Genomic DNA, 18,744 nt, shown 5'->3' with positions numbered 1-18,744 from the left:
CAGCTGCCTTCCCTGCCGGGGCCTTCTTCGCCGGTGCCGTCTCGGCCGCCTCGACCGCCCCCTCGGCCGCCGTTTTCCTGGCCGTCGTCTTCCTGACCGCCGTCTTCCTGGCAGCCACCCCCTTGGCAGCCGCCTCCTCAACCGTCCCCTTCTTCTCAGCCGCCGCCTCCTCCACCGGAGGTTTGGTCGCCGCCTTCCCCGCCGGAGGCTCCGTCGCCGCCTTCTTGGTCACGGCCTTCCCGGCCCTGGCCACCGCTTCCTCGGCCACGGCCTTCTTGGCCGTCACCCTCTTGACGGTCGCCTTGGTCTTCTTGACAGCCGCCTTCGTCCCCTCCGTCGCCTTCCCGGCCGCCCCCTTCGCCGCCCGCCCCGCCGAGCCCCCCTGCGTGGTCTTCTTCCCGCCCAGGTCCTTGGCCGCACCGCCGGAGGCCTCCGCGGACCTGCCGGACGCCGGCTGCTGTACGGCGGTCTTCTTCGCCACCATGGCCGCGGCCCCTTCACATATTGTGATCTTGCTCGCGAATCGTGCTGGGACGATAAATCGACTTGAGTCCCGCGGCAACGGGGCACACCGCCCGATTCGCCCGCCTCGCGCACGCCGCGCAGCGAACCTGCATCCGTTGTGCCCAGCTCCCCGTCCGGTAATCCGCCGAGCCGGACGTCCCGGGATCCGAACACCCATACCACTCCATTCAGGTCATCAAACCCATACGCCGCCAACAAAGCCGCCCCTTACGCCCCTCTGTCCCCGCCCGCCCCGAAAAGCGGTCGGCCGCTGTCCCCCGGCGCCGTACACTGGGCGGAGCGAAAAGCGTGGATGGGGACGAGTAGCGGCGTACGCAGCCCAGAGCGACCCGGGGACGGTGGAAGCCCGGGGGCGAGCGCGACGTGAAGATCACCCCGGAGCCGCCGGAAGAAAACCGCCGCCGAGCGCGGCGGCCAGTAGAACCGGCATCGCGACCCCAATGAGGGGGCTCCTCGGCGCACACCCCGCGCCGGAGGGCCAAGGAGGGTGGTACCGCGGGAGCGCGCCGAAGTCGGCGCAGGCACAGACGTAGCTCTCGTCCCTCCGGACGGAAGGCAGCAAGTCCGCCGGAGGAAGCCCGCTGATGACATCGCCGACGTACCGCCAGGTGCCCGCCCAGGTCGACCTGCCCGCCCTCGAGCACGCCGTGCTCGACTTCTGGCGCGAGCAGAAGATCTTCGCCAAGAGCCTGGAGCAGTCCGAGGGCCGCCCCGAATGGGTGTTCTACGAGGGCCCGCCCACCGCCAACGGCATGCCCGGTGCCCACCACATCGAGGCCCGCGTCTTCAAGGACGTCTTCCCCCGCTTCCGCACCATGCGCGGCTACCACGTGGCCCGCAAGGCCGGCTGGGACTGCCACGGCCTCCCGGTGGAGCTCGCCGTGGAGAAGGAGCTCGGCTTCTCCGGCAAGCAGGACATCGAGGCGTACGGCATCGCCGAGTTCAACGCGAAGTGCCGCGAGTCGGTGACCCGGCACACGGACGCCTTCGAAGAGCTCACGACCCGCATGGGCTACTGGACCGACCTCACCGAGCCCTACCGCACCATGGACCCCGAGTACATCGAGTCGGTCTGGTGGTCGCTCAAGGAGATCTTCAACAAGGGCCTGCTGTCCCAGGACCACCGCGTCGCCCCCTGGTGCCCCCGCTGCGGCACGGGCCTGTCGGACCACGAGCTGGCGCAGGGCTACGAGACGGTCGTCGACCCGTCGGTCTTCGTCCGCTTCCCGCTCACCTCCGGCCCGCTGGCCGACGAGGCCGCGCTCCTGGTGTGGACGACCACGCCCTGGACGCTGGTCTCCAACACCGCGGTCGCCGCGCACCCCGAGGTCACCTACGTGGTCGCGACGAACGGCGAGGAAAAGCTCGTCGTCGCCGAGCCGCTCGTGGCCAAGGCCCTAGGCGAGGGCTGGGAGACCACCGGCCGGACGTTCACGGGCGCCGAGATGGAGCGCTGGACGTACCGGCGCCCGTTCGAGCTCGTCGAGTTCCCGGAGCCGGCGCACTTCGTCGTCAACGCCGAGTACGTCACCACCGAGGACGGTACGGGTCTGGTCCACCAGTCCCCCGCCTTCGGTGAGGACGACCTCAAGGTCTGCCGCGCGTACGGCCTGCCCGTCGTGAACCCGGTCCGCCCGGACGGCACCTTCGAGGAGGACGTCCCCCTGGTCGGCGGCGTCTTCTTCAAGAAGGCAGACGAAAAGCTCACCGAGGACCTCCAGCAGCGCGGCCTGCTCTTCAAGCACATCCCGTACGAGCACAGCTACCCGCACTGCTGGCGCTGCCACACCGCGCTGCTCTACTACGCGCAGCCCTCCTGGTACATCCGCACCACGGAGGTCAAGGACCGCCTCCTCGCGGAGAACGAGAACACCAACTGGTTCCCGGACACGGTCAAGAACGGCCGGTACGGCGACTGGCTGAACAACAACATCGACTGGGCGCTGTCCCGCAACCGCTACTGGGGCACGCCGCTGCCGATCTGGCGCTGCGAGGACGACCACCTCACCTGCGTCGGCTCCCGCACCGAGCTGACCGAGCTGACCGGCACCGACCAGTCGGACCTGGACCCGCACCGCCCGTTCATCGACGAGGTCACCTTCGCCTGCCCGCAGGACGGCTGCGGCAAGACGGCCACGCGCGTGCCCGAGGTCATCGACGCCTGGTACGACTCGGGTTCGATGCCGTTCGCGCAGTGGGGCTACCCGTACAAGAACAAGGACCTGTTCGAGGCCCGGTACCCGGCGCAGTTCATCTGCGAGGCCATCGACCAGACCCGCGGCTGGTTCTACACACTGATGGCGGTCGGCACGCTGGTCTTCGACAAGTCCAGCTACGAGAACGTGGTCTGCCTCGGCCACATCCTCGCCGAGGACGGCCGCAAGATGTCCAAGCACCTGGGCAACACCCTGGAGCCGATCCCGCTCATGGACCGGCACGGCGCGGACGCGGTCCGCTGGTTCATGGCGGCCGGCGGCTCGCCCTGGGCGGCCCGCCGCGTGGGCCACGGCACGATCCAGGAGGTCGTCCGCAAGACGCTCCTCACGTACTGGAACACGGTCGCCTTCCAGGCCCTCTACGCCCGTACGACGGGCTGGGCCCCGTCCGAGGCCGACCCGGCCCCGGCGGACCGTCCGGTCCTGGACCGCTGGCTGCTGTCCGAACTGCACGCGCTCACCGACCAGGTCACCCAGGCCCTCGACGCCTATGACACCCAGCGCGCCGGCAGGCTGCTGTCCGCGTTCGTCGACGACCTGTCGAACTGGTACGTGCGCCGCTCCCGCCGCCGCTTCTGGCAGGGCGACAAGGCCGCGCTGCGCACACTGCACGAGGTCGTCGAGACGGTGACGCAGCTGATGGCCCCGCTGACTCCGTTCATCACCGAGCGGGTGTGGCAGGACCTGATCGTTCCGGTCACCCCGGGCGCCCCGGAGTCGGTCCACCTGTCCTCCTGGCCGGAGGCGGACCTCGGCGCCATCGACCCGGAGCTGTCGAAGCAGATGGTGCTGGTGCGCCGGCTCGTGGAGCTGGGCCGTGCCACGCGCGCGGAGTCGGGCGTCAAGACCCGTCAGCCGCTGTCCCGCGCCCTGATCGCGGCGACGGGCTTCGAGACGCTGGACTCCGAACTGCGCACGCAGATCACGGAGGAGCTGAACGTCGAGGCCCTGGCGACGCTGAGCGAGGTCGGCGGCTCCCTGGTGGACACCACGGCGAAGGCCAACTTCCGCGCGCTGGGCAAGCGGTTCGGCAAGCGCGTCCAGGACGTGGCCAAGGCCGTCGCCAACGCGGACGCGGCCGCGCTGTCCCTGGCCCTGCGCGAGGGCACGGCGTCGGTCGAGGTCGACGGCGAGACCATCACGCTGGCTCCCGACGAGGTGATCATCACGGAGACGCCGCGCGAGGGCTGGTCCGTGGCGTCCGACGCGGGCGCGACGGTCGCCCTGGACCTGGAGATCACCGAGGGGCTCCGCCGTGCGGGCCTGGCCCGTGACGCGATCCGCCTGATCCAGGAGGCCCGCAAGAACAGCGGCCTCGACGTGGCCGACCGCATCGCACTGCGCTGGACCGCCACGGACCCGGCGACGGTCGCGGCCCTCACCGACCACGCCGGCCTGATCGCCGACGAGGTCCTGGCGACCGACTTCGCCCAGGGCGACGCGGACGACAGCTACGGGGACCCGTTCACGGACGAGGGGCTGACGCTGACGTTCCGCCTGCGCAAGGCGTAACCCACAGGGGGTAAGCCACGGACCGAAGGCCCGGTCCCGCCAAAAATCTTGGCGGGACCGGGCCTTCGGCGTTGTGTGCGCACGAACGCGTGTGGCAAAGGGGCGGCTCGTGCGACAAAGAGGCGGCGCGTGCGGCAAAAGGCGGGGCCCCGGGTTCAACCCGGGGCCCCGCCCTGAACGCTGCCGACGTCTACGCCGTACTACTGGCCATCAGGCCGTCAGTTGTCATCCTCGTCGATCAGGAAGCCCCGCATGGGCGAGGGCGCCTGACCCATCGGCGAGGGGCCCTGCGGACGCACCGGCGCCATCGGCTGGGTCATCGCCGGGGACATCTGCTGCTGGCCGCCGTAGGACGGACCGGACGGCGAGGGACCGCCGCCCATCGTCTGGTTGCCACCGCCGTACGACGGGGCGCTCGCGCCGGCCGGTGCCATGGAAGGCGCCGGGGACGGCGGCAGGGACGCGGTCGCCGGAGTGCGCGGCGGGGCCAGCGAGTCGTCGGCCTGGGTCTCCAGCTGACGCAGCTGCGACTCCAGGTACGACTTCAGGCGCGTGCGGTACTCGCGCTCGAAGCCGCGCAGGTCCTCGACCTTGCGCTCCAGCGTGGCGCGGGCGGACTCCAGGGAGCCCATCGCGACGCGGTGCTTCTCCTGCGCGTCCCGCTCCAGGGCATCGGCCTTGGCACGGGCGTCACGCTCCAGACCCTCGGCACGCGAACGCGCCTCGCCGACGATCTTGTTGGCTTCGGAACGGGCCTCGGCGATCGCCTGGTCGGCGGTCTGCTGGGCCAGCGAGAGGACACGGGCGGCGCTGTCGCCACCGGGGCCTCCTTGACCGGGGCCGCCCATCGGACCGCCCATGGGGCCGCCCATCGGACCACCCATCTGCTGCTGCATGGGGGGCTGGCCCATCGGGCCCGGACCGCCCGGACCCTGGCCCATCGGGCCGGGACCCTGCGGGCCACCCTGACCGCCGGGACCGGCGGGCAGCTGCGGGGCACCGCTCGGCAGCTGGGGCGGACCACCCATGGGGCCACCCATCTGCTGCTGCGGCGGGCCCGATATGCCGGCGGGTACGGGACCACCAGGACCGCGCATGCCCTGCTGCTGCTGTTGCTGCTGCTGATCCTGCTGCTGCTCCGGAGGCTTGCGCATGTTCTGCTGGTTCTGGGCAGCAGCGCGCGTGGCCGCGGCCAGCTTGGCGCGCAGATCCTCGTTCTCGCGGAGCAGGCGGGTCAGTTCGGCTTCGACCTCGTCGAGGAAGGCATCGACCTCGTCCTCGTCATAGCCTTCTCGGAGGCGGACGGTCGTGAACTGCTTGTTCCGCACGTCCTCGGGGGTCAACGGCATCTCTTCACCTCAACGTAGTCGTCGGCATTCGGCAAGACCGTAGTTCACATCGCTCACAGCCGGCTCACGATCGAGATCAGGATGTAGACGATGATCATCAGCACGAAGAAGGACAGGTCGAGCGCCACGCCCCCGAGACGCAGCGGCGGAATGAACCGCCGCAGAAGCTTGAGCGGTGGATCCGTGACAGTGTAGGTGGCCTCCAGTACGACCACCATCGGCTTGCCTGGTTGCCATGAGCGGGCGAACTGGAAGACGTAGTCCATGACCAGCCGGAAGATGAGCACGACGAGGAAGCACATCAGCGCGATGTAGACGACATCCAAAACCACGCTCATGACCTGTTGCTTCCCTCTCCCCTGTGCCCTGCTGTTGCTGCTGCTTCCGGTGTTACGTCTCAGCTCTGGTTGAAGAACCCGCCCTCTGCGATGCGGGCCTTGTCCTCCGCCGTGACATCGACGTTAGCAGGCGACAACAGGAACACCTTCTGCGTCACCCGCTCGATACTGCCGTGAAGACCAAACACCAAACCAGCCGCAAAGTCGACAAGTCGCTTCGCGTCTGTGTCATCCATCTCAGTCAGATTCATGATCACCGGAGTGCCTTCACGGAAGTGTTCCCCGATGGTACGGGCCTCGTTGTAGGTCCGTGGGTGGAGCGTGGTGATCCGGTAAGGCTCTCGTTCGGACACGACCTTGGGCATGATCACCGGTGCGTTCTTCTCCAGACTTGCGCGTTCTTGTGTGATGGATGCCACGGGCGCGATACGCGCCGGGCGGCCGGATTCCGCGGGTAGCGAAGCGGAACGGGCGGCCGGTTCACGAGGTGCGGACGGCTGTACGACTCGTACCTCTTCGTCCCTTTGGGGCTGATGTGAGCCGTGTGGCTGGTGGGACGGCTCGTGCCGTCGGTGGTCCCGCTCGGGTTCCGGGTCCAGTTCGGGTTCGAAGTCGTCGTCGGGGTCAAATCCGCGGCCGTCGTACCCATCGTCCTCCACGAGGCCGAGGTAGACCGCCATCTTGCGCATCGCGCCGGCCATGCTCTGAGTCCTCCGCTCTGTGGTGGATCGGCTGACGACTGCCAAGTGCCCGCGATCCACGAGGTCCTTGAATCCGCCTTTCGGCGGCAATGACCATATTTTCTGCTGTGGTCCGACTTCTTGGCGACGTTACCCGAGCCTGGGGCGGACTCCGAGTACCGCGCTGCCGACGCGCACATGTGTCGCTCCGGCCGCCACGGCCTGTTCGAGGTCCGCACTCATCCCTGCCGAGACCATGGTGGCAGCCGGATGACTCCGGCGCAGGTCAGTCGACAAATCCATCAACCGCCCGAACGCCGCCTGTTCGCGACCCGCGTACTCACCGGTGAGCGGCGCGACGGTCATCAGCCCACCGAGCCGCAGCCCCGGCGCCCGCGCGACGAGGTCGGCCAACTCCTCGACCCCGGCGGGTGCGACGCCTCCCCGCTCACCCCGCTCGCTCTCGCCGGCGTCGAGTGCGACCTGGATGAGGCACCCCAGCTCCCGCCCGGCGCGGACGGCCTCCTTCGACAGAGCTGTGACGAGCTTGGAACGATCGACGGACTGCACGAAGTCCGCGTATCCGACCACGGATCGCACCTTGTTGGTCTGGAGTTGACCCACAAAATGCCAAGTAAGGGGCAGATCCATACATGCGGCGGCTTTCGGCGCCGCGTCCTGGTCGCGGTTCTCGGCGACGTGCCGCACGCCGAGTTCCGCGAGGGTCCGCACGTCGGTCGCGGGATAGGTCTTGGTGACCACGATCAGGGTCACCTCGTCGCGCCCCCGCCCCGCGGCCGCGCACGCGTCGGCGATGCGCCGTTCCACTTTCGCCAGATTCGCGGCGAGTTCATCCTTGCGGTCCGTCATGCCCTATCAGTCCAGCCACACATAGCCCGCGAGCCGACCGGTGGTGCGGTCGCGGCGGTACGAGAAGTGATCGTCCGACTCCAGCGTGCACACCGGCGATTGCGCCCGGTCACGCACTCCGAGCCGGTCCAGTTGTGCGTGCACTCCGGCGCTCACGTCGACCGCCGGCGTGCCCCAACTCGTCTCGGCGTATGCCGCCGGCTCGACGGCGGACACCTCGGCGCGCATCGCCTCGGGCACTTCGTAACACCGGCCGCAGACGGTGGGCCCGGTGCGGGCGACGATCCGGGAGGGCTCGGCGCCCAGCTCCGTCATCGCGCGTAGCGCGGCCGGGACGACTCCGGCGATCATGCCGGGCCGGCCCGCGTGGGCCGCGGCGGCGATTCCGGCGACGGGGTCGGCGAGCAGCACCGGCACACAGTCGGCGGTGAGCACGGCGAGGGCGAGCCCCCGCCGCGTCGTGACGATCGCGTCGACCGACGGGATCCCGGGCGAAGATCCCCACGGCCCGTCCACCACCGCCACGTCGGCCCCGTGCACCTGGTTCATCCAGACCACCCGGTCCGGCTCGACGCCCAGGGACTTGGCGGCCAGTTCGCGGTTGGTGCGTACGGCGTCCGGGTCGTCACCGACCGCGCCGCCGAGATTGAGCTCCTCATACGGAGCGGCGCTCACCCCGCCCCACCGGTCGGTGAAGGCGAAGTGGGCGCCGCTCACGCTTTCGCGCTGTCCTATCACGTCAGAAGGATCACTTGAGGAAGTCCGGTACGTCCAGTTCCTCGGCCGCGCTGTCCGAGTAGGTCCGCGGCGCCGGCGGGACCGGCGGGGCGACCGGGATGTCCTCGACCGGCTTCGGCGCGGGCTCCGGGTCCTCCTTCGGGGTCACGCTGCCGAGCGAACCGAAGGACGGGCGGCTCTCGGTCTGCCGCGCCGGTGCCGGCTCCTCGCGCTTGGCCGAGGTGGAGCCGATCACGTTCTCCCGGCGGGCCGGGGGCTGGCCGCCGTCGAAGCCGGCCGCGATCACGGTGACCCGGACCTCGTCGCCGAGGGCGTCGTCGATCACCGCGCCGAAGATGATGTTGGCCTCGGGGTGGGCGGCCTCGCTCACCAGCTGGGCGGCCTCGTTGATCTCGAACAGACCGAGGTCCGAGCCACCGGAGATGGAGAGCAGCACACCGCGGGCGCCGTCGATGGACGCCTCCAGCAGCGGCGAGGAGATCGCCATCTCGGCGGCGGCCACCGCGCGGTCGTCGCCGCGGGCGGAGCCGATGCCCATGAGAGCCGAGCCGGCCTCGGACATGACCGACTTGACGTCGGCGAAGTCGAGGTTGATCAGTCCGGGGGTGGTGATGAGGTCGGTGATGCCCTGGACACCGGAGAGCAGGACCTGGTCGGCCGACTTGAAGGCGTCCAGCACCGAGACCTGGCGGTCCGAGATGGACAGCAGCCGGTCGTTCGGAATGACGATGAGGGTGTCGACCTCTTCGCGGAGCTCCGCGATGCCGTCCTCGGCCTGGTTCGCGCGGCGCCGCCCCTCGAAGGTGAACGGGCGCGTGACCACACCGATGGTGAGGGCACCGAGCGAGCGGGCGATGTTGGCCACGACGGGCGCGCCGCCGGTGCCGGTGCCGCCGCCTTCACCGGCTGTCACGAAGACCATGTCGGCCCCCTTGAGGACCTCCTCGATCTCCTCGCGGTGATCCTCGGCGGCCTTGCGGCCCACGGCCGGGTTGGCTCCGGCGCCGAGTCCGCGGGTGAGTTCACGGCCGACGTCCAGCTTGACGTCGGCGTCGCTCATCAACAGAGCTTGCGCGTCGGTGTTGATGGCGATGAACTCGACGCCCTTGAGACCGACCTCGATCATCCGGTTGATGGCATTGACACCACCGCCGCCGACACCGATGACTTTGATGACTGCGAGGTAGTTCTGCGGTGCTGCCACGTCGAAGGCCTCTCGCCTCGAGTTACGTGTCGCCGAATCACCGTGGCGCGCTGCGCCCCGCGACTCGACGACTGATGCCGAATGGGACGGTCCGTATCGCCGACCCGAACCCTAACCCTGAAGTTTAGGGTTACCAGTGTGTCTGTTCCTTGGAGTCTTCTGAACAGGACACTAAGTCGACAAGTGGCGCTCCTTCAACGAACACGCCGAACCTCCCGTTTTTCTTTTCACCCTATGTGATCAGCCGTAGCACTGCCCAACCAGGGTGCTGGCCTGCGCGGATGTGCGTCAACTCCCTGATGACGCGGGGGCGGTGGGAACGCTCACGTCGAAGTACCGGGCACCGGGCGAGGCTTTCATCAGGGCCGTGAGCGTACGGGCCTTCGCGGCACCCTTCTCGCTGCTTCCCCAGGCGACCGTGCGGCCGTCCTTCAACTCCAGCGAGATGTCGTCGTAGGAACGGACCTTGACGGTCCGTGTGTCGCGTGCGACGGCGGCCGGGACGGCACGGGCGACGCCCACCGCCTCGCGCACCAGCCGGGCCTCGCCGAAGCGGCGCAGGCTCGCGGCGGCGGAGCTGGACCGGGAGAGCGTCAATTCCAGCGCGGGCACGCCTTTCGGCGCCTCGGAAACCGTGGCGAAACGGACACCTTCATCGTCCACTTCGACGAACTTTCCGGCCTTTTGGACCACTAGAACCGGAGTCCGCTCAACCACTTTCAGGTCGATTCCATGGGGCCAGGAACGGACCACGTCAACCGAGTCAATTCGGGGCAATTTTTGCCGCAGTCGCGTCTCGATCGCATCGGTGTCGACGGAAATCAGCGGCTTCCCCAGGGGGACGTCGGCGGCCGCCTCGACCTGATCCGGAGTCAGGACCCGTGTCCCCGACACGGACACGTGCTCGGCGCGCAGCCAGTCGGAGCCGTAGAACAGCCAGACCGTCGGGATGCCGAGGAAGACCAGGGCGAGTCCCAGGATGACGATCACACGAAGGTGACGTCGCCTCAGACGCCTGACGGGCGGCGGGCCGGACGACTCCCGCTGGCGTTCACCGCGCTCGGCGGTGGTCGATCCGGCCACGCTCCCCTGCCTTCCGTCATACGGTCCTAGCGGTGTGCACGAGCCGCGGCGATCGCCTCGTACACCATGCCGACGAGCAGGTCGTCGGCGTCCCGGCGGCCGAACTCGGCGGCGGCGCGGGACATCTGGTACAGCCGGTGCGGGTCGGCGAGCACGGGCAGCACGTTCTGCTGGACCCACTCGGGGGTCAGCTCCGCGTCGTCGACCAGCAGGCCGCCGCCGGCCTTGACCACCGGCTGGGCGTTGAGCCGCTGCTCGCCGTTGCCGATGGGCAGCGGGACATAGGCGGCGGGGAGCCCGACGGCGGACAGCTCGGCGACGGTCATCGCGCCCGCGCGGCAGAGCATCATGTCGGCCGCGGCGTACGCGAGGTCCATCCGGTCCAGGTAACTTACCGGGATGTAGGGGGGCATTCCCGGCATCTGCTGGACCTGCGGCAGTTCGTTCTTCGGGCCGACCGCGTGCAGGATCTGGATTCCGGCCTGCTGGAGCCAGGGCGCGACCGTCTGCACGACCTCGTTGAGGCGGCGGGCGCCCTGGGAGCCGCCGGAGACCAGCAGCGTGGGCAGGTTGGGGTCGAGCCCGAACGCGGCGCGGGCCTCGGGGCGTACGGCGGCCCGGTCCAGGGTGGCGATGGAGCGGCGCAGCGGGATGCCGATGTAGCGGGAGTTGCGCAGCTTGCTGTCCGGCGTGGAGACGGCGACCTGGCTGGCGTACCGCGAGCCGATCTTGTTGGCCAGGCCCGGGCGGGCGTTGGCCTCGTGGATGACGATCGGCACGCCCAGGCGCTTGGCCGCGAGGTAGCCGGGCAGGGCGACGTAGCCGCCGAAGCCGACCACGGCGTCCGCCTTGGTGCGCTCCAGGATCTGCTCGGTCGCCTTGATCGTCCCGCGCAGCCGGCCCGGGACGGTGATCAGCTCGGGGGTGGGCTTGCGGGGCAGCGGGACGGCGGGGATCAGCGCGAGTTCGTACCCGCGCTCGGGTACGAGACGGGTCTCCAGGCCCCGCTCCGTGCCCAGGGCCGTGATGCCCACGGTCGGATCCTGCCTGCGCAGGGCGTCCGCGAGGGCGAGCGCGGGCTCGATGTGGCCCGCGGTTCCTCCGCCGGCGAGTACGACATGCACCGAAATTCACCGCTCTCCGGACGAACGCGCCGCCGAGGCGCGCCGTCGCATCGTGTTCCATCTCCGGGGGCTCCGGCCGGAACCGGTTCCCCCAGCCCCCCGTTTTCTACCAAAGCGGGGTTGCCGCATCGCAAGCGCTGCCCGCGCAGCGGGCTCGTCGCGCGCGAAGGCGATCAGCAGCCCGATGGCGAACATGGTCGGCAGCAGGGCGGATCCCCCGTAGGAGAACAGCGGGAGGGGGACGCCGGCGATCGGCAGCAGACCGAGCACCGCACCGATGTTGATCACGGCCTGGGCCGTGATCCAGGTGGTCACGCCTCCCGCGGCATACCTCACGAAGGGGTCCTCCGTGCGTCCGGCCACGCGGATACCCGCATAGCCTAGAGCCGCGAAGAGGGCGAGTACCGACAGCGTCCCCGCCAGGCCCAGTTCCTCACCGGTGACGGCGAAGATGAAGTCGGTGTGGGCTTCGGGGAGTTGGCCCCATTTCTCCACACTCGCACCCAGTCCGGAGCCGAAGATTCCGCCGGAGGCGAGGGCGTAGATGCCGTGCACGGCCTGCCAGCAGTCGACCGGTCCCGACTGGGGTTCGGTGGCGCCGAGGCACTGCAGGCGTGCCATGCGGTTCGCGCTGGTCTTGATCAGGATCAGGCCGAGTACGGCGGCGATCGACAGCACTCCGGCGAACAGGCGCGTGGGCGCCCCGGCCAGCCAGAGCAGGCCGAACAGGATGGCCGTGAGAATGATCGCGGTGCCCATGTCGCCGCCGATCATGATCAGCCCGAGCAGCATGAAGGCGGCCGGCACGAGCGGGACCAGCATGTGCTTCCACTGGTTCAGCAGCTTCTTGTCCTGCTTGCGGGCGAGCAGGTCGGCGCCCCACAGCACGAGCGCGAGCTTGCCGAACTCGCTGGGCTGGATCTGGAAGGAGCCGCCGACCGCGATCCAGTTCTGGTTGCCGTTGACCGACACTCCTATCCCGGGGATCTGTACCAGGACCATGAGGAAGACGGCGCCGGCGAGGATCGGGTAGGCCAGGGCCCGGTGCAGCTTCACCGGCATCCGCGAGGCGACGAACAGCAGCCCGGCGCCGATCACGGCGGCCAGCAGCTGCTTGCGGAAGAAGTACGAGCCCGGCAGCGACATCTGGAGCGCGGTGATCTGGGACGCCGAGTAGACCATCACCAGGCCCAGCACGGTGATCAGCAGACTGCCGCCGAAGATGAGGTAGTAGGCGGTCAGCGGCCGGTCCCAGCCCCTGCGCGCACGGCGGTAGAAGGCCAGGACGCGGTTCTCGCGGGCGAGCCGGGGCGCGGCGGGGCGCTTGGGAGCGCGGGGGACGGGAGGCCGTCCGGTGCGGCTGGTGGGCATCGCCGCTCACCCCGCCTTGCCGGAGGGGAACGTTCCGCTGCGAACCTTCCCCGGCCGCTCGGGCACCAGCCACATCCGTGTCACGTGTCCCTCCCAGATACGCCCGGCGCCGCCGGGCGAGGCGGACCCGGGTCAGCCGTCGGCGGAGCCGAGCTCGCGAACGGCGTCCGCGAAAGCGTCCCCGCGCTTGTTGTAGTTGGCGAACATGTCCATGGAGGCGCAGGCCGGAGCCAGCAACACCGTGTCACCGGCCTGAGCGAGCCGCCGCGCCTCCTGGACCGCCGCGCGCATCGCCCCAGTGTCGGTCCGGTCGAGGTCGACGACGGGTACCTCGGGGGCGTGTCGCGCCAGGGCTTCGCTGATCAGCGCGCGGTCCGCGCCGATCAGCACGGCCCCGCGCAGCCGGGGCGCCGACGTGGCGACCAGCTCGTCGAAGGTGGCGCCCTTGGCGAGCCCGCCCGCGATCCACACGATCGACTCGTAGGCCGCCAACGAGGCTTGTGCGGCGTGGGTGTTGGTGGCCTTGGAGTCGTCGACGTACGCGACCCCGTCCACGTCGGCCACGTGCGCGATGCGATGGGCGTCCGGGGTGAACGCCCGCAGGCCGTCCCGTACGGCCTTGGCGGGCACGCCGTAGGCCCGCGCGAGGGCCGCCGCCGCGAGGGCGTTGGCGATGTTGTGCGGGGCCGGCGGCCTGACGTCGGCGACCTCGGCGAGCTCCTGGGCGTTCTTCTGCCGGTTCTCGACGAAGGCGCGGTCGACGAGGATGCCCTCCACGACGCCGAGTTGGGAGGGCGCGGGGGTGCCGAGGGTGAATCCGACGGCCCGGCAGCCCTCCTCGACGTCGGCCTCGCGGACGAGGTCCTCGGTGGACGGCTTGTCGGTGGCATCGGCGTTGTAGACGCAGGCGACGCGATTGCCCTCGTAGATACGGCCCTTGTCGGCGGCGTACGCCTCCATGGAGCCGTGCCAGTCGAGGTGGTCGGGGGCGAGGTTGAGCACGGCGGCCGAGTGGGCGCGCAGCGACGGCGCCCAGTGCAGCTGGTAGCTGGACAGCTCCACGGCCAGCACGTCGTACTGCTCCTCGCCGAGCACGGCGTCCAGCAGGGAGACGCCGATGTTGCCGACGGCGGCCGTGCGCAGACCCGCGGCCTTCAGGATCGAGGCGAGCATCTGGACGGTGGTGGTCTTGCCGTTGGTGCCCGTGACGGCGAGCCACGGGGCCGCGTCGGGCCCGCGCAGGCGCCAGGCCAGTTCGACGTCGCCCCAGACGGGGACGCTCGCCCGCTCGGCCGCCGCGAACAGCGGCTTGTCGGGCTTCCAGCCGGGCGCGGTGACGATCAGCTCGGTGCCCTCGGGCAGGGTGTCGCCGTCACCGAGGCGCACGGTGATGCCGAGCGCCTCCAGCTCGGCGGCCTGCGCCCGGGCTCGCTCGTCGGCGCCGTCGTTGACGGCCGTGACGATCGCGCCGAGGCCGTGCAGCACCTTGGCCGCCGGGACGCCGGAGACGCCGAGCCCCGCGACGGTGACGTGCTTGCCCTGGAAGTCGAAGGGCTCCGGGGAGGTCACTTGTCCGCTGCCCATCCTGCGTAGAAGAGGCCCAGTCCGACAATCACACAAATGCCCTGAATGATCCAGAAGCGGACCACGACGAGCACTTCGGACCAGCCCTTGAGTTCGAAGTGGTGCTGAAGTGGCGCCATCCGGAAGACGCGCTTGCCGGTGAGGCGGAAGGAGCCGACCTGGATCACCACGGACATGGTGATCAGGACGAACAGGCCGCCGAGGATGGCCATCAGCAGCTCGGTGCGTGAGCAGATCGCGAGGCCGGCGAGCACACCGCCGAGCGCGAGCGAACCGGTGTCGCCCATGAAGATCTTGGCCGGTGAGGTGTTCCACCACAGGAAGCCCAGGCAGGCGCCCATCAGTGCGGAGGCCACCACCGCGAGGTCGAGCGGGTCGCGCACCTCGTAGCACGCGCCCGGGTTGGTCAGCGTCTGCGCGTTGGCGCAGGACTCCTGGAACTGCCAGACGCCGATGAAGGTGTAGGCGCCGAAGACGAGCACGGAGGCGCCGGTGGCCAGACCGTCCAGACCGTCGGTCAGGTTCACGCCGTTCGACATCGCGAGGATCATGAACAGCGCCCAGACCACGAACAGCACGGGTCCGATCGTCCAGCCGAAGTCCGTGATGAACGACAGCTTCGTGGAGGCGGGGGTGTTGCCGCGGTTGTCCGCGAACTGCAGCGAGAGCACCGCGAAGGCGATGCCGACGATCAGCTGGCCGGCCATCTTCGCCTTGGCCCGCAGACCCAGCGAACGCCGCTTGACGATCTTGATGTAGTCGTCGAGGAAGCCGACCAGGCCCATGCCGACCATCAGGCCGAGCACCAGCAGTCCGGAGAAGGTCGGCGCCGCGTCGACGTCCGGGTCGAGATAGCCCGTGATCACCTTGGCCAGGAAGTACGCGGCGACCGTCGCCAGGATGAAGGCGATACCGCCCATGGTCGGCGTCCCGCGCTTGCTGGCGTGCTCACGCGGGCCGTCGTCGCGGATGTACTGGCCGTAGCCCTTGCGCGCGAGGAGCTTGATCAGCAGCGGGGTGCCGACCAGCGTCAGGAAGAGGCCAATGACTCCCGCGAACAGGATCTGCTTCATCATCGGGCGGAAACCTCACCCTCGGCACCGGTCTCGAGCAGCGCCTGGGCAACGCGCTCGAGGCCGACCGAACGGGACGCCTTCACGAGTACGACGTCTCCCGGGCGCAACTCGCTGCGCAACAGGTCGACCGCCGCCTGTGCGTCGGACACGTGCACCGACTCCTCACCCCACGAACCCTCGTTATATGCGCCCAGTTGCAGCCAGGCGGCTTCCCTGCCACCGACCGCGACGAGCTTGCTGACGTTGAGCCGGACGGCGAGCCGTCCGACCGCGTCGTGCTCGGCGAGAGCCTCGTCCCCGAGCTCGGCCATCTGGCCGAGCACCGCCCACGTACGACGCCCCTTGCCGATGGCCACCAGCGCGCGCAGCGCGGCCTTCATGGACTCGGGGTTCGCGTTGTAGGCGTCGTTGACGACCGTCACGCCGTCCGGGCGCTCGGTGACCTCCATCCGCCAGCGGGAGAGGGAGCCCGCCTCGGAGAGCGCGACGGCGATCTCGTCTGCGGACATGCCCAACTCGTGGGCGACGGCGGCCGCGGCGAGCGCGTTCGACACGTGGTGCTCACCGTACAGGCGCATGGTCACATCGCTTGCACCGGAGGGTGTGTGAAGCCTGAACGAGGGCTGTCCGGTGTCCGTGAGTCGCACGTTCTCAGCCGACACGTCCGCTTCGCCGGACTCTCCGAAAAGGATCACCTTCGCCTTCGTACGGGTGGCCATGGCCCGGACGTAGGGGTCGTCCGCGTTGAGGACGGCCGTCCCGCCGTCGGCCTCCGACGGCAGGGACTCGACCAGTTCCCCCTTGGCCTGGGCGATCTGCTCCCGGCCGCCGAACTCGCCGATGTGGGCGCTGCCGACGTTGAGCACGAGGCCGATCTTCGGGGGCGTCAGACTCGTGAGGTAGGAGATGTGCCCGATGCCGCGAGCGCCCATCTCCAGGACGAGGAACCGGGTCTCCTCGGTGGCGCTGAGCGCGGTCAGGGGCAGGCCGATCTCGTTGTTGAGCGAGCCGGGCGTGAACACCGTCGGCGCCTTGCGCTGGAGCACCTGCGCGATGAGGTCCTTGGTGCTGGTCTTGCCCGCCGAGCCGGTGAGGGCGACGAGCGTGGCACCGAGGCGCTGTACGACGTGCCGGGCGAGCGCGCCGAGGGCGGCCTGGACGTCGTCCACGACGATCGCGGGCACGCCGACGGGCCGGGTGCCGAGCACGGCCACCGCTCCCGACTCGACGACCGCCGCCGCGAAGTCGTGGCCGTCCACGCGCTCACCGGCGAAGGCCACGAACAGGCTGCCCGGCCCCGCCTCGCGGGAGTCCCGGACGACCGGGCCGGTGACCTGGACGGCCGGATCCGGTATGTCGTACGTCTGCCCGCCGACGACTTCTGCGATCTCGGCGAGGGAGAGGGCGATCACAAGTTCATCCCCTGGATCATGCGGGAATTCATCCCTGGGTCTTCTGAATGGCTTCGCGAAGCACCTGGCGGTCGTCGAAGGGACGGACCACCCCGGCGATGTCCTGGCCCTGCTCGTGGCCCTTGCCCGCGACCAGCACGGTGTCGCCCGGCTCGGCGCGGGCGACTGCGGCGGCGATCGCGGCGGCCCGGTCCTCGAAGACCTGCACCTCGCCGCGCTCGTGCGCGGGCACGGAGGCCGCGCCCTGGAGCATCGTGGCGAGGATCGCGAGGGGGTCCTCGGAGCGGGGGTTGTCGGAGGTCAGTACGGCGGTGTCGGCGAGCCGGGCCGCAGCGGCCCCCATGGGCTCGCGCTTGGTCTTGTCCCGGTCGCCGCCGCAGCCGAGGACGATGTGCAGCTTGCCCTCGGTGACCTTGCGCAGGGCGCGCAGCACGGACTCGACGGCGTCGGTCTTGTGCGCGTAGTCGACGACGGCGAGGTACGGCTGTCCGGCGTCCACGCGCTCCAGGCGGCCCGGTACGCCGGGTACGGCGGCGACACCGTCGGCGGCGGCCTGCGGGTCGAGACCGGCGACGGCGAGGGCGACGATCGCGGCGAGGGTGTTGGCCACGTTGAAGGGGCCCGGCAGCGGCGACTTGGCGCTGATCCGCTCGCCCTTGGGTCCGACGACGGTGAACGTCGAGTCGAGACGGCCGACCTCGACGTCCTCGGCGCGCCAGTCGGCGTCGGGGTGGCCCTCGGCGGAGTAGGTGACGACCGGGACGGTGGCCTCGTTCGCCAGCCTGCGGCCGTACTCGTCGTCGACGTTGACCACGCCGAGTTTGCCGCGTTCCGGCGTGAACAGCTGTGCCTTGGCCCGGAAGTAGTCCTCCATGCCGGAGTGGAACTCCATGTGTTCCGGGCTGAGGTTGGTGAAGACGCCGATGTCGAAGACGCAGCCGTCGACGCGGCCGAGGACCAGGGCGTGGCTGGACACCTCCATGGCGACCGCCTCGACGCCGCGTTCGCGCATGACGGCGAACAGGGCCTGGAGGTCGGTGGCTTCGGGCGTGGTGCGCTCGGACTTGATGCGCTCGTCGCCGATGCGCATCTCGACCGTTCCGATCAGGCCGGTGGACCTGACCGTCTTCAGGCCGCCCTCGACGAGGTAGGCGGTGGTGGTCTTGCCGGAGGTGCCGGTGATGCCGATCTGGAGCAGGTCCCGGCCGGGGTGGCCGTAGATCGTGGCGGCCAGCTCGCCCATCCGGCCGCGGGGGGTGTCGACGACCAGGACCGGCAGCCCGGAGGCGGCGGCGCGCTCGGCGCCGGTGGGGTCGGTCAGCACGGCGGCCGCTCCGAGGCTCGCGGCCTGCTCGACGAAGTCGGCGCCGTGCACGCGGGCGCCCGGGAGGGCGGCGTACAGGTCGCCGGGGCGCACGGCGCGTGAATCGTGGGTGATGCCCGTGACGTCGGCGGCGCCCTCCGGCGCTGGAGCACCCAGCTGGTCGGCCAGTTCCGCGAGGGGTGTGGCGGAGACCTGCGCCGGCCTGGGCGGCCCGGGGTATGTCACGGGATGGCCCTTCTGGGTGGTTTGGGACTGATCAGCGTGTGGCACGGCGGTGAGCGTACCGGGCGTACCCGCCTGCGGGCGAAGTGAGGGGCGGGGGGAGCTCTGGTTCCCGG

Annotated in this window: 14 protein-coding genes; 1 reads left to right on the top strand and 13 read right to left on the bottom strand. The window is 70.0% G+C overall.

Going from position 1 to position 18,744, the window contains the following annotated elements; all coding sequences use genetic code 11:
- The first annotated feature begins 1,109 nt into the window (after window positions 1-1,109).
- Window positions 1,110-4,253, top strand: coding sequence for an isoleucine--tRNA ligase (gene ileS / locus ACFZDA_RS23585; RefSeq protein WP_391084885.1), 3,144 nt, complete (start codon window positions 1,110-1,112; stop codon window positions 4,251-4,253).
- Window positions 4,254-4,471: 218 nt separating this feature from the next.
- Here the strand turns inward: ileS and ACFZDA_RS23580 are convergent, their stop codons facing one another.
- From ACFZDA_RS23580 to ACFZDA_RS23520, 13 genes are all read right to left on the bottom strand, one after another.
- Complete coding sequence (locus ACFZDA_RS23580; RefSeq protein ID WP_338777624.1) at window positions 4,472-5,602, bottom strand: DivIVA domain-containing protein; 1,131 nt, start codon at window positions 5,600-5,602, stop codon at window positions 4,472-4,474.
- 53 nt (window positions 5,603-5,655) lie between these two features.
- The gene (locus tag ACFZDA_RS23575) at window positions 5,656-5,940 is read right to left on the bottom strand and encodes a YggT family protein (protein WP_391084880.1); all 285 of its coding nucleotides are present in this window, start codon (window positions 5,938-5,940) and stop codon (window positions 5,656-5,658) included.
- Window positions 5,941-5,999: 59 nt separating this feature from the next.
- Window positions 6,000-6,641 (bottom strand): cell division protein SepF, encoded by a 642-nt coding sequence (locus tag ACFZDA_RS23570; RefSeq protein WP_010039366.1) that lies wholly within the window; start codon window positions 6,639-6,641, stop codon window positions 6,000-6,002.
- 129 nt (window positions 6,642-6,770) lie between these two features.
- The gene (locus ACFZDA_RS23565) at window positions 6,771-7,490 is read right to left on the bottom strand and encodes a YggS family pyridoxal phosphate-dependent enzyme (protein ID WP_391084877.1); all 720 of its coding nucleotides are present in this window, start codon (window positions 7,488-7,490) and stop codon (window positions 6,771-6,773) included.
- A 6-nt stretch (window positions 7,491-7,496) separates the two neighbouring features.
- Entirely contained in the window at window positions 7,497-8,228 is a 732-nt protein-coding gene (gene pgeF, locus ACFZDA_RS23560; RefSeq protein ID WP_391084874.1) for a peptidoglycan editing factor PgeF, read from the bottom strand.
- Window positions 8,229-8,238: 10 nt separating this feature from the next.
- Window positions 8,239-9,432, bottom strand: coding sequence for a cell division protein FtsZ (gene ftsZ / locus ACFZDA_RS23555; RefSeq protein ID WP_391084870.1), 1,194 nt, complete (start codon window positions 9,430-9,432; stop codon window positions 8,239-8,241).
- A 288-nt stretch (window positions 9,433-9,720) separates the two neighbouring features.
- Entirely contained in the window at window positions 9,721-10,515 is a 795-nt protein-coding gene (locus ACFZDA_RS23550; RefSeq protein ID WP_391084867.1) for an FtsQ-type POTRA domain-containing protein, read from the bottom strand.
- A gap of 26 nt (window positions 10,516-10,541) precedes the next feature.
- Complete coding sequence (gene murG / locus ACFZDA_RS23545) at window positions 10,542-11,639, bottom strand: undecaprenyldiphospho-muramoylpentapeptide beta-N-acetylglucosaminyltransferase (protein ID WP_391084864.1); 1,098 nt, start codon at window positions 11,637-11,639, stop codon at window positions 10,542-10,544.
- 6 nt (window positions 11,640-11,645) lie between these two features.
- On the bottom strand, window positions 11,646-13,010 hold the full coding sequence (ftsW, locus tag ACFZDA_RS23540) for a putative lipid II flippase FtsW (RefSeq protein WP_391084861.1): 1,365 nt from the start codon (window positions 13,008-13,010) through the stop codon (window positions 11,646-11,648).
- A gap of 132 nt (window positions 13,011-13,142) precedes the next feature.
- Complete coding sequence (gene murD, locus ACFZDA_RS23535) at window positions 13,143-14,594, bottom strand: UDP-N-acetylmuramoyl-L-alanine--D-glutamate ligase (RefSeq protein WP_391084857.1); 1,452 nt, start codon at window positions 14,592-14,594, stop codon at window positions 13,143-13,145.
- Window positions 14,576-15,667, bottom strand: a complete 1,092-nt coding sequence (mraY, locus tag ACFZDA_RS23530; RefSeq protein ID WP_190904418.1) for a phospho-N-acetylmuramoyl-pentapeptide-transferase — start codon at window positions 15,665-15,667, stop codon at window positions 14,576-14,578. Before mraY ends, murD begins: the two co-directional genes overlap by 19 nt.
- A complete protein-coding gene (gene murF / locus ACFZDA_RS23525; RefSeq protein WP_391084854.1) occupies window positions 15,667-17,082 on the bottom strand; it encodes a UDP-N-acetylmuramoyl-tripeptide--D-alanyl-D-alanine ligase in 1,416 nt (471 codons plus the stop codon). The genes mraY and murF overlap by 1 nt, the downstream gene beginning before the upstream one ends.
- 28 nt (window positions 17,083-17,110) lie before the next feature.
- Window positions 17,111-18,631, bottom strand: a complete 1,521-nt coding sequence (locus ACFZDA_RS23520; protein ID WP_391084851.1) for a UDP-N-acetylmuramoyl-L-alanyl-D-glutamate--2,6-diaminopimelate ligase — start codon at window positions 18,629-18,631, stop codon at window positions 17,111-17,113.
- Window positions 18,632-18,744 lie beyond the last annotated feature (113 nt).

The sequence above is a fragment of the Streptomyces sp. NPDC007991 genome, from assembly GCF_042958445.1.
Taxonomy (GTDB): domain Bacteria; phylum Actinomycetota; class Actinomycetes; order Streptomycetales; family Streptomycetaceae; genus Streptomyces.
Note: the sequence above shows the minus strand (reverse complement) of the source record. Positions and strands in the feature narration are given on the sequence as shown.